The organism is Streptomyces prunicolor NBRC 13075 (assembly GCF_000367365.1).
Lineage (GTDB): Bacteria > Actinomycetota > Actinomycetes > Streptomycetales > Streptomycetaceae > Streptomyces > Streptomyces prunicolor.
This window is the reverse complement of the sequence record NZ_BARF01000057.1, coordinates 1-17,954: the sequence shown is the minus strand read 5'-3', so window position 1 is coordinate 17,954 and position 17,954 is coordinate 1. Positions and strand designations below refer to the sequence as shown.

17 protein-coding genes are annotated in these 17,954 nt (G+C 69.7%); 14 read left to right on the top strand and 3 right to left on the bottom strand.

The window, feature by feature from the left end; all coding sequences use genetic code 11:
* Nucleotides 1-62 precede the first annotated feature (62 nt).
* A complete protein-coding gene (locus SPR02S_RS25570) occupies nt 63-734 on the bottom strand; it encodes a lysophospholipid acyltransferase family protein (protein WP_019059854.1) in 672 nt (223 codons plus the stop codon).
* Between the two features lie 319 nt (nt 735-1,053).
* Between SPR02S_RS25570 and SPR02S_RS25565 the strand changes: the two genes are divergently transcribed.
* The 3 genes from SPR02S_RS25565 (at nt 1,054) to SPR02S_RS25555 (ending at nt 3,362) form a co-directional block, all read left to right on the top strand.
* Nucleotides 1,054-2,238 carry a glycerophosphodiester phosphodiesterase gene (locus SPR02S_RS25565; protein WP_019059853.1) on the top strand — a complete coding sequence of 395 codons (1,185 nt, stop codon included), beginning with the start codon at nt 1,054-1,056 and terminating at the stop codon, nt 2,236-2,238.
* 73 nt (nt 2,239-2,311) lie between these two features.
* Nucleotides 2,312-2,818 (top strand): sigma-70 family RNA polymerase sigma factor, encoded by a 507-nt coding sequence (locus tag SPR02S_RS25560; protein ID WP_019059852.1) that lies wholly within the window; start codon nt 2,312-2,314, stop codon nt 2,816-2,818.
* Between the two features lie 46 nt (nt 2,819-2,864).
* On the top strand, nt 2,865-3,362 hold the full coding sequence (locus SPR02S_RS25555; protein ID WP_019059851.1) for a GNAT family N-acetyltransferase: 498 nt from the start codon (nt 2,865-2,867) through the stop codon (nt 3,360-3,362).
* Here the strand turns inward: SPR02S_RS25555 and SPR02S_RS25550 are convergent.
* Together SPR02S_RS25550 and SPR02S_RS25545 are read right to left on the bottom strand one after the other, a co-directional pair.
* Nucleotides 3,352-3,810, bottom strand: a complete 459-nt coding sequence (locus SPR02S_RS25550) for a hypothetical protein (protein WP_019059850.1) — start codon at nt 3,808-3,810, stop codon at nt 3,352-3,354. The two genes, SPR02S_RS25555 and SPR02S_RS25550, sit on opposite strands and share 11 nt — an antisense overlap.
* Before the next feature lies 1 nt (nt 3,811).
* Nucleotides 3,812-4,171: a hypothetical protein gene (locus SPR02S_RS25545; RefSeq protein WP_019059849.1), complete on the bottom strand. Its 360-nt coding sequence runs from the start codon at nt 4,169-4,171 to the stop codon at nt 3,812-3,814.
* 50 nt (nt 4,172-4,221) lie between these two features.
* Between SPR02S_RS25545 and SPR02S_RS25540 the strand changes: the two genes are divergently transcribed.
* The 11 genes from SPR02S_RS25540 (at nt 4,222) to SPR02S_RS25490 (ending at nt 17,867) form a co-directional block, all read left to right on the top strand.
* Nucleotides 4,222-4,872, top strand: coding sequence for an HAD family hydrolase (locus SPR02S_RS25540; protein WP_019059848.1), 651 nt, complete (start codon nt 4,222-4,224; stop codon nt 4,870-4,872).
* Between the two features lie 332 nt (nt 4,873-5,204).
* Nucleotides 5,205-6,239, top strand: a complete 1,035-nt coding sequence (locus SPR02S_RS25535) for a methionine ABC transporter ATP-binding protein (protein ID WP_019059847.1) — start codon at nt 5,205-5,207, stop codon at nt 6,237-6,239.
* Nucleotides 6,236-6,961: a methionine ABC transporter permease gene (locus tag SPR02S_RS25530; RefSeq protein ID WP_019059846.1), complete on the top strand. Its 726-nt coding sequence runs from the start codon at nt 6,236-6,238 to the stop codon at nt 6,959-6,961. Before SPR02S_RS25535 ends, SPR02S_RS25530 begins: the two co-directional genes overlap by 4 nt.
* Before the next feature lie 91 nt (nt 6,962-7,052).
* On the top strand, nt 7,053-7,889 hold the full coding sequence (locus tag SPR02S_RS25525) for a MetQ/NlpA family ABC transporter substrate-binding protein (RefSeq protein ID WP_019059845.1): 837 nt from the start codon (nt 7,053-7,055) through the stop codon (nt 7,887-7,889).
* Nucleotides 7,890-7,909: 20 nt separating this feature from the next.
* The gene (locus SPR02S_RS25520) at nt 7,910-8,746 is read left to right on the top strand and encodes a MetQ/NlpA family ABC transporter substrate-binding protein (protein ID WP_019059844.1); all 837 of its coding nucleotides are present in this window, start codon (nt 7,910-7,912) and stop codon (nt 8,744-8,746) included.
* Between the two features lie 145 nt (nt 8,747-8,891).
* Entirely contained in the window at nt 8,892-9,530 is a 639-nt protein-coding gene (locus SPR02S_RS25515) for a GNAT family N-acetyltransferase (RefSeq protein WP_019059843.1), read from the top strand.
* 115 nt (nt 9,531-9,645) lie between these two features.
* Nucleotides 9,646-10,869, top strand: coding sequence for a precorrin-6y C5,15-methyltransferase (decarboxylating) subunit CbiE (gene cbiE, locus SPR02S_RS25510; protein ID WP_019059842.1), 1,224 nt, complete (start codon nt 9,646-9,648; stop codon nt 10,867-10,869).
* Between the two features lie 384 nt (nt 10,870-11,253).
* Nucleotides 11,254-15,180, top strand: coding sequence for a nicotinate-nucleotide--dimethylbenzimidazole phosphoribosyltransferase (gene cobT / locus SPR02S_RS25505; RefSeq protein WP_026150856.1), 3,927 nt, complete (start codon nt 11,254-11,256; stop codon nt 15,178-15,180).
* 149 nt (nt 15,181-15,329) lie between these two features.
* Nucleotides 15,330-16,562, top strand: a complete 1,233-nt coding sequence (gene cobA, locus SPR02S_RS25500) for a uroporphyrinogen-III C-methyltransferase (protein WP_019059838.1) — start codon at nt 15,330-15,332, stop codon at nt 16,560-16,562.
* Nucleotides 16,563-16,644: 82 nt separating this feature from the next.
* The gene (locus tag SPR02S_RS25495; protein ID WP_019059837.1) at nt 16,645-17,463 is read left to right on the top strand and encodes a TrmH family RNA methyltransferase; all 819 of its coding nucleotides are present in this window, start codon (nt 16,645-16,647) and stop codon (nt 17,461-17,463) included.
* A gap of 8 nt (nt 17,464-17,471) precedes the next feature.
* Complete coding sequence (locus SPR02S_RS25490; protein ID WP_019059836.1) at nt 17,472-17,867, top strand: NUDIX domain-containing protein; 396 nt, start codon at nt 17,472-17,474, stop codon at nt 17,865-17,867.
* Nucleotides 17,868-17,954 lie beyond the last annotated feature (87 nt).

Here is a 17,954-nt window from a genome sequence, read left to right as displayed (position 1 = left end):
CGGGGAACTGCGCGACCAGCCACAACGCACCCGCACCCGAAAACCGGTCGACCGCCGGAGGCTTACGCAGCCTTGGCTTTCGTGGCGTACATATCCACGTACTCCTGCCCCGACAACCGCATGACCTCAGTCATCACGGAGTCAGTCACAGCCCGCAACACATACCGATCCCGATCCATCCCCTCATACCGAGAGAACTCCATCGCCTCACCGAACCGAACAGTGACCTTCCCCGGTCGAGGGAACCCCGCCCCGCCCGGCTGCAACTTGTCCGTCCCGATCATCGCGAACGGAACGACAGGCGCCCCCGTCATCATCGTGAGCCGAGCAATCCCGGTCCGCCCCCGGTACAGCCGACCGTCGGGCGACCGCGTCCCCTCGGGATAGATCCCGAAGACCTTGCCCTCCTCCAGGATGCGCCGCCCGGTCATCAGGGCCGCGACCCCACCGTTCGCCCCGTCCCGATCCACCGGAATCATCCCGACGCCCGTGAAGAACCAGGCCATGAGCCGCCCCTTGAACCCCTCACCGGTGACGTACTCGTCCTTGCCGATGAACAGCACCTGCCGGTCGCAGACCAGCGGAAGGATCATCGAGTCGATGAACGTGAGGTGGTTGCCGGCCAGGATCACCGGACCGTCTCCCGGGATGTGCTCGATTCCCTCCACCCGGGGGCGGAACATCAGGCGCATGATCGGTCCGAGCAGTGCCTTGATGAGCGCGAAGCGGGACAACGGGCCCTCCGGTGTCAAGGGGTTCGATATAAATCGGTGCAGGTGAGGACGATACTCGCGGCGCCCGGGGTATTGCACATCGGGTTCACCGAGGTCTTACGCAGTGTTGACGCACGTTTACCTGCGGTGCCGCGCCAGGACCGTCCCGTAACCGGGCCGCCATGTTGTGACACATCTCGCGTTCCTTGCTGATGCCGTGTCAAACCTCGCCTTGCTCAGGACATCCAGCGTCACCGCCGTGTTCCGGCCGAGGTCTCCCGTTCGTCATGTACGCGCACCTACGATCGGCGCGCAGCGACGGGGCGACGCAGGAGGTTTCATGGACACGCAGGGAACACAGGGGCCGAACGAGCGACTGAACGGCACCGGACGACGGGCGCTGCTCGGCGCCGCCGTACTCGGCGCGGGAGTGGCCGCACTCGGACCGGCGGGCGCGGCGAGAGCCGCCGAGGCCACGACGGCCCGCCACGGAGGCGGCGGCCTGAAGGACCTGCCCAAGCCGACGATCGTCGGTCACCGCGGCACCAGCGGCTACCGCCCGGAGCACACCTTCGGGTCGTACAACCTGGCCCTCGACATGGGCGCCGACATCGTCGAGGCCGGTGACCTCGTCCCCACCAAGGACGGTCACCTGGTCTGCCGGCACGAGCCGGAGATCGGCGGCACGACGAACGTCGCGGACCACCCCGAGTTCGCCTCCCGCAAGACCACCAAGCTGCTGGACGGTGTCTCCACGACCGGCTGGTTCACCGAGGACTTCACGCTCGCCGAGCTGAAGACCCTGCGCGCGATCGAGCGCATTCCGGTCAACCGCCCGCACAACATGCTCTACAACGGCCGCTGGGAGATCCCCACCTTTGAGGAGGTCCTCAAGTGGCAGGACGAGCAGACCCGTAAGCGCGGCAAGCAGGTCTGGATCTACCCCGAGATGAAGCACCCCACCTACTTCCGCAAGCGCGGATTCGAGATGGAGAAGCTGCTCTCGACGATCCTGCGCAAGCACGGCAAGGACCGTAAGAACTCGCCCGTCCTCATCCAGTCCTTCGAGCCGACCAGCATCGCGAAGATCAACAAGCTCGTCGGCAACCCGCTGGTCGTGCTGCTGTCCGGCACGGGCACCCAGCCCTTCGACTTCATCGACCAGGGTGACCCGCGCACGGTCGACGACCTGGTCACGCCGAAGGGTCTCGCCGAGATCGCGCGGTACGCGGACGGCCTGGGCCCGACGCTCGACCTGATCATCACGAAGAACGCCGACGGCAGCCTGAACAAGGAGACCACCCTGGTCGCCGACGCGCACAAGGCGGGCCTCATCCTGCACCCCTACACCATGCGCAACGAGAACCCCTTCCTGCCGCTGGAGTACCGCAAGGGCAGCGCCGCGGACGCCTACGGCGACGCGTTCGGCGCCTTCAAGCGGTACTTCGCCACCGGCATCGACGGTGTCTTCACCGACAACGCCGACACCGGCCTGCTGGCCCGCGCGGACTTCGTCAACGGCTGAGCCCGCCGCCCCGTTGGAGTGACAGACGGCCGTCCCGGCAACCTTGTGCCAGGGCGGTCGCGTCGTGCCGCATATGACGCACCAACTTGTCGCCACCTTGCGCCCCTTGCTCGCCGCCGAGGCCTCCGCCGAGGCATATGCCGCCGGAACCGAGCCCGGCGACCTCGAACAGGCCGTCTGGCTCCGCCTCCTGGAACGCCTCGACGCCTCCGGCCCCCCGGTCGACCCCCAGCGCTGGCTCCGCCGCGCGGTCCGCTCGGAGGCCCAGCGCACCCGCCGTACCGCCCGCCTCGAACAGTCGTACGACGATGACCCTGCCGACGACAGCGACCGTGGCCCCGAGCAGGCCGCGCTCACGGCGGCGCGGCATCGTGCGCTGCATGACGCGGTGAGGCGATTGCCGGGCCGTTGCCCGCGGCTCATGGAGGCGCTGCTGTCGCCCAAGGACCTCACCTACCGCGAGATCGCGGGGGAGTTGGGTATCTCACAGGGCAGTCTCGGCCCGGAACGTTCCAGATGTCTGGGATGTCTTCGGCGATTGCTGACGCCGGAGGTTGCGGCCCACGAAGCACGGGGATAGGAGTGAGGAACCACATGGCGATCAGGTGAGCGGGAGGCGTGCGCACATGGGCATGAGCGTGACCATCTCGGTGGCGACCGAGCAGGACTCAGAGCAGATCTTCAGGCTGCAGTACCTGTGCTTCCAGAGCGAGGCGGCGCTGTACGGCAACTACCGCATCGACCCGCTCGTCCAGAGCCTCGACTCGGTCCGGGACGAGGTCGGTTCCGACTGCGTCTTCGTCGCCCGGCTGGGCGAGGAGGTGGTCGGATCGGTCCGCGGCACGGTGACCGAGGACGGCGCTGCGGCCATCGGCAAACTCTGCGTCCACCCGCGCCTCCAGGGCCACGGCATCGGCGCCCGCCTCCTCCGCGCGGCCGAATCGGCCCTCGCCGGAGAGCGCGGCGCCAAGAAGTTCCGCCTGCACACCGGCCACCGCAGCGAGGGCAACCTCCGCCTGTACCGCCGCGTCGGCTACGAGACCGTAGGCACCTCCCAGGGCGACGACGGCGTACCGATGATCGTCCTGGAGAAGCCGGTCGAGGCATACGTCGCTACGGCGTGACGGTGTCGGCCGTGTCGCCGGCGTCGGCCGTGCGGTTCTTCCGCAGCCAGTACAGCGCGGACAGCGGCAGCAGCACGGGGATGAAGATGTACCCCGCGCCGTAGTACGACCAGACCGTCGCGTCCGGGAAGGCCGAGCTGTCGATCACGGTCAACGTACCGACGACGAGGACACCCGCGAGTTCGGCGGCGCAGCACGCCTGTGCCGCCAGGCGGGCCCTTTCGCCGCCGCGGATCAGGGAGTACGTGATGAATCCGTACACCACACCCGCGACGGCGGACAGCGAGTAGGCGAGCGGGGCCCGGTCGAACTCGGTGGCGATCTGGTAGACGGAGCGGGACACCGCGCCGACGACCATCACGCCGTAGAACCAGACGAGCAGCATGCCGGGCCCGCTGATGAGCCGCTTCGGCTTCTCTTCCACGGTGTTCTCTTCCACGGTGGTCATCTCAGCTTCCCCAGATGTCGTAGAGCCGCACTTCGAGCACGGCGAGGACCACACCGCCGGCCGCGACCGTGATCGAACCCCAACGTGTGCGCTCCGTCAGTGACATGAGACCCGCCGCAGGGACGGTCGCGAACGCGCCCAGCAGATACGCCACGAAGATCACGGTGCCCTGCTCCGCCTTCTCGCCGCGCGCCAACTGCACGATGCCGACCACCAGTTGGACCAGGGTCAGCAGGGTGACGACGGCCATGCCGATGAAGTGCCAGTCCTTGGTCGGCTGATCACGGTAGGCCGCCCACCCGCACCAGGCGGCGAGCAGCAGCGCGGCGACACCGGTCGCCAGCGTCAGGGCATCAAGCATGCAGTGACCCTATTACGGGCCATAAGGCCGCTGACCGTAGGGTCGCGTGCATGAAGATCCACGCTGAAGCCCTCCTGTTCGACAACGACGGCACGCTCGTCTCCTCCCTCGAATCCGTGCGCCGGTGCTGGACCCGGTGGGCGGCGGAGTTCGGGATCACCGCCGAGGACTTCGCCCGGGTCGAGCTGCACGGGCGGACCGCCGTGGCGATAGCCGCCGACCTGCTGCCCGCCGATGTCGTCCCGGCCGCGGTCGCCCGGATCGAGGCGCTTGAGGTCGAGGACGTGCCCAACGGGGGTGCCGTTCTGCTCCCTGGCACCCGGGACTTCCTCGACTCGCTGCCCGCCGACCGCTGGGCCGTCGTCACCTCCGCCACCCGTCGGCTCGCCGAGGCCCGGCTCGCGCACGCCGGCATCCTCCCCAAGACCCTCGTGGTCGCCGAGGACGTCACCCGCGGCAAGCCCGACCCCGAGCCCTACCTGCTCGCGGCCCGCCAGCTGGGCGTCGACCCGGCCCGCTGTGTCGTCTTCGAGGACGCCCCGGCGGGACTCCAGGCGGGCCGCGCGGCCGGGATGATCACCGTGGCATTGGCCACAACCCACCAGGCCCACGAGCTCGACGCCGACCTTGTTGTGAGTGACCTGTCAGCCTTGTCCGCGCTGGTCAGCGAGGGGGGAGTGGAGATCTCCGTGCGTGGCTGACGGGCGTCCGCCGCTGTCCGGCATGCGGACAGCGGCCCTTTGTCAGGACCGTACGTCTGCTTTACTGATTCCATGACCACGACGAGCTACCGCACCCTTGCGACCGAGGCGACCCTGACGCCCGGTGCTCGTTGTATGTGTCGAATGTGCGCCTTCTAGAGGGCCCCCGCACCACCTCCGGGCTTTGCGCCCCGAGCCTCGCGCCCCGAAGCGAGCCGCTGTGGCATGTCCGTACCTCGTATGTCGTACGTGACTGACGCCGCCCCGCGCACATTTCCCCCCTCGTACCAGGGCACACCCACGCCCGCGTACCCGACAGTCATGGAACCCCAGTGATCACCACATCGGGCCTGACCAAGGTCTACCGCTCACGCGGCCGTGAGGTCACCGCCCTCGACGGCGTCGATCTCCACGTCCGCGAAGGCGAGGTGTACGGCGTCATCGGCCAGTCCGGCGCCGGCAAGTCCTCGCTCATCCGCTGCGTCAACCTGCTGGAGAAGCCCACCGCCGGGACGGTCACCGTCGCCGGGCAGGACCTCACCGCCCTCGCCGGGCGCGGACCGCGTGCCGGACGGGAACTCCGGCAGGCGCGCAGCCGTATCGGCATGGTCTTCCAGCACTTCAACCTGCTCTCCTCGCGGACCGTGCAGGACAACATCGAGCTGCCCCTCGAAATCCTTGGCAAGTCCGGGAAGGAACGGTCCGCCAAGGCCCTCGAACTCCTCGACCTCGTCGGGCTCGCCGACAAGGCGAAGTCCTACCCGGCGCAGCTCTCCGGCGGCCAGAAGCAGCGCGTCGGCATCGCCCGCGCGCTGGCCGGCGACCCCAAGGTGCTGCTCTCCGACGAGGCCACCAGCGCGCTCGACCCGGAGACCACCCGCTCGATCCTCCAGCTGCTGCGCGACCTGAACCGGCAGCTGGGCCTGACCGTCCTGCTCATCACCCACGAGATGGACGTCGTCAAGAACGTGTGCGACTCGGCCGCCCTGATGCGGAACGGCCGCATCGTCGAGTCCGGCACGGTGAGCGAACTGCTCGCGACCCCGGGCTCCGAGCTGGCCTCCGCGCTCTTCCCGGTCAGCGGCGAGGCGCACAGCGCGGACCGCACGGTCGTCGACGTCACCTTCCACGGCGAGGCCGCCACCCAGCCCGTCATCTCCCAGCTCTCGCGCACCTACAACATCGACATCTCGATCCTCGGCGCCGCCATCGACACCGTCGGCGGACTCCAGGTCGGCCGCATGCGCATCGAACTGCCCGGCCGCTACGAGGACAACGTCGTGCCGATCGGCTTCCTGCGCGAACAGGGCCTGCAGATCGACGTGTTGGGCCAGGAGCCCGTACTGCTGAAGGAAGGTGCCAAGTGACCTGGTCGGAGATGCAGCCCCTGCTGTCCCAGGCGTGTTGGGACACGCTGTACATGGTCGGCTGGTCCACGGTCATCGCCGTCGTCGGCGGACTTCCGCTCGGCATCCTGCTGGTCCTGACCGACCGCGGCGGACTGCTCCAGAACGTCGCCGCGAACAAGGTCATCGGGCAGATCGTGAACGTCGCCCGCTCGCTGCCGTTCATCATCCTCATGGTCGCGCTGATGAACTTCACGCGGACCATCACCGGCACGACCATCGGCCGCGAGGCCGCCATCGTGCCGCTCGCGATCGGCGCAATCCCCTTCTTCGCGCGCCTTGTTGAGACGGCTGTCCGGGAAGTGGACGGCGGGCTCGTCGAGGCCGTGCAGTCGATGGGCGGCAACACCTGGACCGTCGTACGCAAGGTCCTCGTACCGGAGTCCCTGCCCTCGCTGATCTCCAGCACCACGACCACGATCGTCGCGCTCATCGGCTACTCCGCGATGGCCGGCACGGTCGGCGCGGGCGGCCTCGGCGACATCGCCATCCGCTACGGCTACCAGCGCTTCGAGACGCAGCTGATGTGGATCACCGTGGCGATCCTCGCGGTCGTCATCTCCCTCATCCAGTTCGCCGGCGACTACGCGGCCCGCTCGCTGCACCGGCGCGGCGGACAGTCCGGTGCCGGGCCGAGGCTCCGGCTGCTCAAGGCGTCCACCGCGACGAGCGAGACCGTCTGAGCCGGGGCGCTTGTCCCACCCTCCCCATAGCTCCCCGCACCACCCAACGCGGGGTCGTACCACGCAACACCCTTCAGGAAAGGCACTTTTCGTGCGTAACACCGCAAAGCTCACCACCGCCGTCCTCGCCGCCGGAGCGCTCACCTTCGCGCTCTCGGCCTGCGGTTCGGACAAGGGTTCCTCCTCGGCCTCCTCCGACTACAGCGGACCGTTGGTCGTCGCCGCGAGCCCGACCCCGCACGCCGAGATCCTGAACTTCGTCAAGAAGAACCTGGCGAAGAAGGCCGGACTCGACCTGGAGGTCAAGGAGTTCACCGACTACGTCACGCCGAACACGGCGACGGAGGACGGCTCGGTGGGCGCCAACTACTTCCAGAACCAGCCGTACCTGGACGACTTCAACAAGAAGAACGGCACCCACATCGTGCCCGTCGTCACGGTCCACCTGGAGCCGCTCGGCCTCTACTCCCACAAGGTCAAGAGCGCCGACGCCCTCAAGAGCGGCGCGACCGTCGCCGTCCCGAACGACAGCGTCAACGAGGCCCGCGCCCTCAAGCTGCTCGCGGCGAACGGGCTGATCACCCTCAAGTCCGGTGTGGGCAACGAGGCGACCCCCGCGGACATCACCAAGAACCCGAAGAAGCTCAAGTTCAAGGAGCTGGAGGCGGCCCAGACCCCGCGCTCCCTGGACGACGTCGACGCGGCCGTCATCAACGGCAACTACGCCATCTCCTCGGGCCTGAAGCCCGCCAAGGACGCCCTGATCCTGGAGTCCGCGACGAACAACCCGTACGGCAACTTCCTCGCCGTGAAGAAGGGCAACGAGAAGGACCCGCGCGTCAAGAAGCTCGCGAAGCTGCTCACTTCGCCCGAGGTGAAGAAGTTCATCGAGGACAAGTACGCCGGTTCCGTCATTCCGTCCTTCTGATCCGCATCGGGGGAATCACCATGCGCAAGAGCATCGCCATCACGGCGGCGGGACTCGCCGTGACCGTCTTCGGCCTCACGGCCTGCGGTTCGGGCTCCGACTCGGGCAAGAGCGGTGGCAAGGCCGACGGCACTCTCGTCGTCGGCGCCACCGCCGTACCGGCCGGCGAGGTCCTGACGTACATCAAGGACGACCTGGCCACGAAGGCCGGACTGAAGCTGGAGATCAAGGAGTTCACGGACTACGTCCTGCCGAACACCGCGCTCCAGGAGGGCTCGCTGGACGCGAACCTCTACCAGAACCAGCCCTTCCTGGACGAGTTCAACAAGTCCAAGAACACCGACCTGGTCTCGGTCGTCAAGGCGTACCTGCCGCCGATGGGCGTGTACTCCAAGAAGATCAAGGACATCGCGAAGCTCGCCGACGGCGCCACCGTCGCCGTGCCGAACGAGACCACCAACGAGGGACGCGCCCTCAAACTCCTCGCCGCCAAGGGGCTGATCACCCTCAAGAAGGGCGCCGGTACGGACGCGTCGCCCGCCGACATCTCGTCCAACCCGAAGCACCTGAGGTTCAAGGAGCTCGACCCGGCCCAACTGCCGCGCTCGCTCGACGACTTGGACGTGGCCGTCATCAACAACAACTACGCCCAGGACGCGGGCCTCAGCCCCGCCAAGGACGCGATCCTCCTGGAGCCGGCGAAGGACAACCCCTACGCCAACCTCCTGGCCGTCAAACGCGGCAACGAGGACGACCCCCGGGTCGAGAAGCTCGCGAAGCTGCTCGTCTCCTCCGACGTGAAGAAGTTCATAGCGGAGAAGTACAAGGGCTCTGTCCTGCCGGTCACTTCCGGCTGACGGGGGGCGTATACGGCGTATCACCACGCACGGGGTCCACGCCCTCACGATGAGTGGACCCCGTGATGCGGTTCCCTGCTTTCATGCTGCATGCTGGGCAGTTCAGGTAGGCCCGGAACATTTTCCGAAGGTTACGGAGCGGCGCATGACGAGCACCTTCCCCAACATCTCCATCAGCACGGAGCGGTTGGTGCTGCGGCCCCTCGACGAGGACGACATCCCCGCGCTGACGGAGATGATGAACGACGAGCAGGTCGGGTCCTGGACCGACGTCCCCCAGCCCTACACCGAGGCCCGGGCCCGCCGTTGGATCACCGAGTACGCGCCCGACGAACGCACTTCGGGCCGCGGCCTCGACCTCGCCGTCACCGAGTTCCTCACCCAACGGCTGGTCGGCATCGTCCAACTCACCAAGACCGACTGGCACATCAGGTCCACCGAGCTGTCGTACATCATCGCGCCCTGGGCCCGCGGTGAGGGCTACGCATCCGAGGCCGCGCTCGCCACCGCCCAATGGCTGTTCGGGGACCAGAAGTTGGAGCGCATCGAACTGCGCACCGCCGCCGACAACACGGCCTCCCAGCAGGTGGCCCAGAAGATCGGCTGCATCAGCGAGGGCGTCCTGCGGGGCGCGTGCATAGCGCATGTCCACGGCGACGACGGCACCTGGACCGACGTCCGCACCGACTTCATCGTGTGGAGCCTCCTCCCCGAGGACCTGGAGGGCACGGCCGAACAGCTCGAAGACGTCGACGGTTTCACGTCGTTCGCCGACTGGAACTGAAACCGGCGGGTACAGCCCAGGGAGCACCGCCCAGCCGCACCAGGTACCCTCACGGTGCCCGCGTACGGGCCGCTTTCCCCGACGACCTGCGAATTACCCCTGGAGACTGACGACGATGGCCGACCGCGTCACGGTGATCGGCTGGGACGGCTCTCCGCTGACCGCCGCGGCACGCTCCGCCCTCGCGGCCGCCACCCTGGTGGCCGGCGCACCCCACCATCTCTCGCTCCCCGAGGTACCGGAGCGCGCCGAGCGCATCCGCCTCGGCAGCGTCGCCCTCGCCGCCCGCCGCATCGCCGGGCACCGCGGCACGGCGGTGGTGTTCGCCGACGGGGATCCGGGCTTCTTCGGCGTCGTACGGACCCTGCACGACCCCGAGTTCGGCCTGGAGGTCGAAGTCGTCCCCGCGGTCTCCTCCGTGGCCGCCGCCTTCGCCCGCGCCGGTATGCCCTGGGACGACGCACAAGTGGTGGTCGCACACAGGCGCACCCTGCGACGCGCGGTGAACGTGTGCCGGGCCCACACAAAGGTCGCCGTCCTCACCTCACCGGGCGCCGGCCCCGCCGAACTCGGTCTCCTCATGGAGGGCGTCCACCGCACCTTCGTCATCTGCGAGGAACTCGGCACCGAGCACGAGCAGGTCACCGTCCTCACCTCCGACAAGGCCGCCGACCGCACCTGGCGCGACCCCAACGTCGTCATCGTCATGGGCGGCCCGGTCGGCCCGGCCGTCCCCAAAACCAGCGGCGAGGGCTGGATCGCCGGCCGCGACCCGGCCGCCGTCGCCCGCGGCTGGACCCTGCCCGCCGAGGCCTACGGCGGCGAGCTCGGCGAAGGTGAGACGGATCTGCTCCGGGCCGCCCAACTCGCCCGCCTGGGCCCGCGCGTCGGAGACCTGGTGTGGGACATCGGCTGCGGCAGCGGCGCCTTCGCCATCGAGGCGGCCCGCGCCGGAGCAGCCGTCATCGCCGTCGACCGCGACACCCAGGCCTGCACCCGCACCGACTCCGCGGCACGCAGCTTCGGCGTGCACCTCCAGATCGTCCAGGGCGACGCCCCGCACATCCTGGAGAACCTCCCCGAACCTGACGTAGTACGGGTCGGCGGCGGGGGAGTGGCCGTCGTCTCCGCGGTCGCCGACCGGCGCCCGCAGCGCATCGTGGCGCACGCCTCGACCCGCGACGAGGCGGAACTCGTCGGCCGCGACCTCACGGAGCACGGCTACCACGTCGAGTGCGCCCTCCTCCAGTCCGTCGAACTCGACACCAGGGCCTGGACGGAGACGGAACGGAGCGTCGCGTTCCTGCTCAGCGGCCTCCTTCCGGAGCGCGTTTCCTGACCCCTCGAACCGTCCCCGTGATCCTGTTGTCGTACTGCGCGCGGTAGGCTGGCGGACTGTTGTACCGCATCGGGTGACCCGGCACTTCGTTCGTCAATGTCCGGAAAACCCGCCCGTTTTGGGGTGAGTGTGGTACGGCGGAACCGGAGGACGCGCAACGTGGCGCAGTCCACAGCGGGCCGTCGCGGGTCAACCTGTCGCGACGGCGCAACGGCCGCGACAATGCCAGTCAATGGCTTTGTCGTCTAAATGGCTTTGTCGCTTTTTGGCGTCGGGTCGTTCGTGCCGCTGGACAGGCACGCTCGTTCTCCACTGCGGGGCGGTCGGTGCGCCGTTCCCGGTGAGCGGGTCGTAGAAGCACTAACCGATGGGCAAGGGGTACGCATGACCGACACCGGCCAGATCCCGGCCGAGGGGCTGCCGGAGAACGCAGGCATGGTGGAACAGCCAGGCGTTCCCGCGCACGGCGCGTACACCTACCTCTCCGAGACCCCCGCCGAGGACGAGGACCTGTTGCTGCTGCCGGGCGCCCAGGGCGCCTGGGGCAACGAGGTCCCGCCCCCCACCCCCGAGCCCGTCGTCGAGACGGTCCAGGAGCCCGCTCCGCACGAGGCCGCCGCGCATGAGCCCGGTCCGCATGAGACCGCCGGCCGTGACAGCGGTTCGGTCGATCTGGGTGGCGTCCGGCTGCCCGCATCGCCGCCGCCCGCGCCGGTTCCGCCGCGCCGCCCGCTGCACCTCGGCCCGCCCCTCCCCGACACCTCCGCGAGCCCGGTCCGCTCCCTCGCCGACCGAGGCCCCGCGGGCGCGCCGGTACGGCAGCAGGGCCCGCCGACGACCGGCCCCGAGTACTTCGACGCACCCCAACTCCGCGACCTGCCCCCGCAGGGCGCGGCTCCCTGGGGCGCGCAGGTTCCGGTGAGCGCAGGGGTGCAGGGAGCGGAAACGGTTGTTCCGGTTGGCGAATCGGCGGGTGGGTCCGTCGGCGGTGGCATCGCCATGGCCTTGGACGCCGGGGTTGTCGTGCCTGAGCCGGATCCGGTCAAGAGCGTTGGCGTAAGTACAGGTACGGGTGCCGGCTTGGCGCAGGCTCCCGATGCCGGTGGAGCCTGGCAGGGGCATGGGCAGTCGTTCGCGGGGGAGCCTGCCGCTGCGTTTGCCCACGTGAGCACGGAGAGTTCCGGAAACGCCGGTGTTCCCGAGGCGGGCCAACTGCCGGAGGGCGCCGAGGGTTTGATCGCCGGGAAGGACCAGGCGCAGGTACCGGAGCAGTCACCAGCGCAGGTTCAGGTGCAGGTTCAGGCGCCGGTGGATGAGCAGGGCCCCGAGGCGGGGTTCGCGCCGGGCGGCGACGGACACGGTGTTGACGCCGGGTACGTGCCGGAGGGCGCGGGTGCCCTGGTGGCTGACCCGGTGGCCGAGGACGCGTTTGCTGTGAACGCCGGGCAGGAGCCGGAGCAGGTCGCCGCTGCGGTTGCCGTGCCGGGTACGGAGGTTGCGCCGGAGGCGGAGGCCGCCGTGCCGGGGACCGAGGTCGCGCCGGGGGCCGATGCCACGCCGGAGTTCGAGATCGTGCCGGGTTCCGAGGGGGCGTTCGCTTCCGAGGGCCAGGTGCTGCCGGAGGCCGTTGGCGTGGCGGGAACCGGAGAGGGCTTCGACGCCGGGTTCGCTGCCGTTGACGAGCAGGGCACCGCTGACGAGCAGGGCGCTGAGGCCGAGGCGGTCCACGGTGCCGAGCAGGTTGCGGAGCCGGCGTTCGCTCAGGCCGCTGAGCCCTTCGGCGCCGAGGCGGGTCCCGAGACCGGACTCGCGTACGGCGTCGACCAGGCTCCCGAAGACGTCCTCCCGCAAGCCGTCGACCCGGCCCCCGCCTTCCACCCCGCACCTGAAGCCGTAGTCATCCCTGACCAGATCCCCGAAGAGGTACTCGCCCCGGAGCCGGTCCAGGCAGAGGACGTCGCGTACGCCCCCGTCCCCGTCGTCCTTGCCCCCGACCAGGTTCTCGAGGCCCCGCACGCTCACGAGATCACCCCGGTCGACGAGACCGCTGACGATATTCAGGAAGTCGGGCCAACTCCGGTCGCTTTCGCGGGAGTTGAGGCACCTCTCACCCCCGAGGTCGTACCCCTTGCCGTCCCCGAGGCCGAAGCAACTCCGGCCCCCGAGCCCGTCGTAGCCGCCGAATTCCATGTGACGGAGCCGACAGCCCCCGAGGATGCCGCCTTCCCGGCCGCTGCCCCATCGGAGCCGGAGCCGCAGCCGGAGTTGCAGCTCCAGCCGCAGCCCCACCCGGACGACTCCCTGGGCCGTTTCGTCCCGGTGGAAGGCTCCGTGCCCACCACCCCGCACCTCGCACCGACCCCGCCGCACCCGCTGACCCTCCCCGCCGAGGAGCAACCGGCGCAGCAAGTGGGCGGCACAGAGGACGCCTTCGCCGCCGTCCCCGCGCCCCGCGAGGCGGACCCCGGCTCGGAGCTCGAACCGGAACTCGTACAGCACGCGGAGGACCTGGACACCCGGGCCGCCGACCAGGAAGAAGAGAGCACGGCCGCAGTGGAAGAGGTACGAGAGTCCACCGGCCCTGCCGCACCCGCCTACAACGACGCCGAGCGCGAGGCCGTGCTCAAGGTGATGCGCGAGCGTCGGGATATCCGCAACGGCTTCCGCAGCGACCCGATCCCGCACGACGTGCTGCTGCGCGTCCTGGAGGCGGCGCACACCGCGCCGTCCGTCGGCCACTCGCAGCCGTGGGACTTCGTGGTCATCCGTTCCGCCGACACCCGCCGGAACATGCACGAACTCGCCCAGAGCCAGCGCGAGGCGTACGCGAAGTCGCTGCCGAAGGGCAGGGCGAAGCAGTTCAAGGAACTGAAGATCGAGGCCATCCTCGACACCCCGGTGAACATCGTCGTCACCGCCGACCCGACCCGCGGCGGCCGCCACACCCTCGGCCGCCACACCCAGCCGCAGATGGCGCCGTACTCCGCCGCCCTCGCCGTCGAGAACCTCTGGCTCGCCGCCCGCGCCGAGGGCCTCGGCGTCGGCTGGGTCAGCTTCTTCGACGAGCGCGAGATGGTCCGCGCGCTCGGCCTGCCGGAGCACCTGGAGGTCATCGCGTACCTCTGCGTCGGCTACGTCGACGAGTTCCCGGACGAGCCCGAGCTGATGCAGGCCGGCTGGTCCAAGCGCCGCCCGCTGTCGTGGGTCGTGCACGAGGAGACGTACGGCCGTCGGGCGCTGCCCGGCGAGGACCCGCACGATCTGCTCGCCGAGACCGTCGCCGGTATCCGCCCGCTGGACGCGAAGGCGCTCGGCGAGGCGTGGGAGCGGCAGAAGCGGATGACGAAGCCGCCGGGCTCGCTCGGCATGCTGGAGATCATCTCCGCGCAGCTGTCCGGCCTGTCCCGCCAGTGCCCGCCGCCGATCCCGGAGCCCGCGGCCGTCGCGATCTTCGCCGGCGACCACGGTGTGCACGCGCAGGGCGTCACCCCCTGGCCGCAGGAGGTCACGGCCCAGATGGTCGCCAACTTCCTTGGCGGCGGGGCGGTTTGCAACGCCTTCGCGAGCCAGGTGGGCGCCGAGGTGTGCGTCGTGGATGTCGGCGTGGCCTCCGAACTCCCGGCAACGCCAGGCCTGTTGCCCCGCAAGATCCGCGCCGGTACGTCCGACATGACGACCGGTCCGGCGATGTCCCGCGAGGAGGCCAAGCAGGCCATCGAGGTGGGCATCGAGACGGCCCGCGACCTGGTGGCGGCCGGCAACAAGGCTTTGCTCACAGGTGAGATGGGCATCGCGAACACGACGGCGTCCGCAGCCCTGATCTCGGTCTTCACGGACACCGACCCGGCGGAGGTGACGGGCAGGGGCACCGGCATCAACGACGAGACCCTCGCCCGCAAGACGGAGGTCGTGCGCCGCGCGATCGAACTCCACCAGCCGGACCCGGCCGACCCCATCGGCGTCCTCGCCGCGGTCGGCGGCTTCGAACACGCGGCCATGGTCGGCCTGTTGCTCGGCGGCGCGTCCCTGCGTACGCCGGTGATCCTGGACGGCGTCAGCGCGGGCGCGGCGGCTCTCGTGGCCCGCGCGATCGCGCCCGAGGTCCTCGCGGCCTGCATCGCGGGCCACCGCAGCGCCGAACCCGGTCACGTGGCCGCGCTCAACAAGCTCGGCCTGCGCCCCTTGGTCGACCTGGACCTCCGCCTCGGCGAGGGCACGGGCGCGCTGCTGGCCCTGCCGCTGGTGCAGAGCACGGCGCGGGCGATGCACGAGGTGGCGACATTCGACTCGGCCGGCGTCACCGAGAAGTAGACCGACCCGGACCGGGGGTGGGGTGGGCACGCGTTCCGTCGCGCCCACCCCACCCCCGCCGTACGCTGAACGCACTCTAAAATCCGCACGTCAGGGCCGCTCCAGAGCCGTAGCGCCCACCGCACGCCCGTCCGAGGAGCCGCACCCTCATGGCCGAAAATCCCGCCTACCCCGTAGGCCTCCGCCTCACCGGCCGCAGGGTCGTCGTCCTCGGCGGCGGCCAGGTCGCCCAACGCCGCCTCCCCGCGCTGATCGCGGCAGGCGCGGACATCACCCTCGTATCTCCCGAAGCGACCCCCTCCGTGGAGGCGATGGCGGACGCGGGCGAGATCACCTGGGAGCGCCGCCCGTACGCGGAAGGCGACCTGGCGAACGCCTGGTACGCCCTGATCGCCACCACGGACCCGGAAGCCAACAACCGGGCCTCCGCCGAGGCGGAAGCGCACCGCGTCTGGTGCGTCCGCTCCGACGACGCCGACCAGGCCACCGCATGGACCCCGGCGACGGGCCACAGCGAGGGCGTCACGATCGCCGTACTCACCACGGACGCGCGCGGCCGCGACCCCCGCCACACCGCCGCGATCCGCGACGCGGTGGTCGCGGGCCTGCGCGACGGCACCCTCGTCGCCCCCCACCACCGCACCCGCACCCCGGGCGTCGCCCTCGTCGGCGGCGGCCCCGGCGACCCGGACCTGATCACGGTCCGCGGCCGCCGCCTCCTCGCGGAGGCCGACGTGGTCATCGCCGACCGCCTCGGCCCCCGCGACCTCCTCGCCGAACTCCCCCCGCACGTCGAGGTGATCGACGCGGCGAAGATCCCCTACGGCCGTTACATGGCCCAGGAGGCCATCAACAACGCCCTGATCGAACACGCCAAGCAGGGCAAGTCGGTGGTCCGCCTCAAGGGCGGCGACCCCTTCGTCTACGGCCGTGGCATGGAGGAGGTCCAGGCGCTGGCCGAGGCAGGCATCCCGTGCACGGTCGTACCCGGCATCTCCAGCTCGATCTCGGTACCGGGCGCGGCCGGAATCCCCGTCACCCACAGGGGTGTCGCACACGAGTTCACGGTGGTCAGCGGCCATGTGGCCCCTGACGACGAGCGTTCGCTGGTCGACTGGCCGTCCCTCGCCAAGCTCACCGGCACCCTCGTGATCCTCATGGGCGTGGACAAGATCGGAAAGATCGCCGAAACCCTGATCGCGCACGGCAAGTCGGCCGACACCCCCGTCGCCCTGATCCAGGAGGGCACGACGGCCGCCCAGCGCCGCGTGGACGCAACGCTCGCGACGGTCGGCGAGACGGCACGCGCCGAGGACGTGAAGCCGCCGGCGGTGATCGTCATCGGCGCGGTGGTCACCGTGGGCCCGAAGACCTCCGCGTAATCCGTGGCATCTGCGTAACCCCGGGTAACACAACCCGTTCCCAGCCGTTGGCACCACACCCAGGACAAGGCAGTATCACCCTGTGGCCGATCTCATCACCGTTGAGGATCCCGACGACCCGCGCCTGCGTGATTACACGGGCCTGACCGACGTAGAGCTGCGCCGCAAGCGCGAACCGGCCGAGGGCCTGTTCATCGCCGAGGGCGAGAAGGTCATCAGACGGGCCAAGGACGCGGGCTACGAGATGCGTTCGATGCTGCTGTCCGCGAAGTGGGTCGACGTCATGCGGGACGTCATCGACGAACTCCCGGCCCCGGTCTACGCGGTGAGCCCGGAGTTGGCCGAACGCGTCACGGGCTACCACGTCCACCGAGGCGCACTCGCCTCCATGCAACGCAAACCGCTCCCCACGGCGGACGAACTCCTCCAGACCACCCGCAGGGTCGTCGTCATGGAGTCGGTCAACGACCACACCAACATCGGCGCGATCTTCCGCTCGGCGGCGGCCCTGGGCATGGACGCGGTCCTGCTGTCTCCCGACTGCGCGGACCCTTTGTACCGCCGCAGCGTGAAGGTCTCGATGGGCGCGGTCTTCTCGGTCCCGTACGCCCGCCTGGACAGCTGGCCCAAGGGCTTGGAGTCGGTCCGAGAGGCAGGCTTCACACTGCTGGCCCTGACTCCCGACGAAAAGGCGAAGAGCCTCGACGAGGCGGCCCCGCACCGCATGGACCGGGTCGCCCTGATGCTGGGCGCCGAGGGCGACGGCCTGTCGACCCAAGCCCTGGTGGCGGCCGACGAATGGGTCCGCATCCCCATGGCCCACGGCGTCGACTCCCTCAACGTCGGCGCCGCAGCTGCCGTAGCCTTCTACGCGGTGGCCACCGGCCGCCCCGAACTCTAGGAGCCCGCTTGGCCCAGCGTGAGGCGATCGTCGCCGTCCTCCGACGAGCGGACCGGGTCCTGGTCATCCGCCGCGGCCCCGACTCGGCCCGCTCCGGCTACTGGGCCCCGCTCAGCGGCAAACTGGAACCCGGCGAGACCCAGGAAGAGGCCCTGGTCAGAGAGGTCCACGAGGAGGTCGGCCTCACGGTCTCCCCCCTGTCCAAGGTCTGGCAGTCCGAGACGGACGACGGCACCTTCCGCCTCCACTGGTGGACCGCCACCGAAACAGGCAACGGCACGATCGTCCCCGACCCGGGCGAGGTCTCCGAGGTCCGCTGGGTCACCTCGGCGGAGTTCCTGACGATGACTCCGCTGTTCGACGCGGACAGGGAGTTCTTCGCGCAGGTGCTGCCGGGTTTGTAGGCGCAGTCGGGAGGGGGGCTTGCCTCTTCAGTGCGTGCGGACAACATCCAGCCCGTCCGACTTCTGGCCCCGGGTCGGCACAAATCA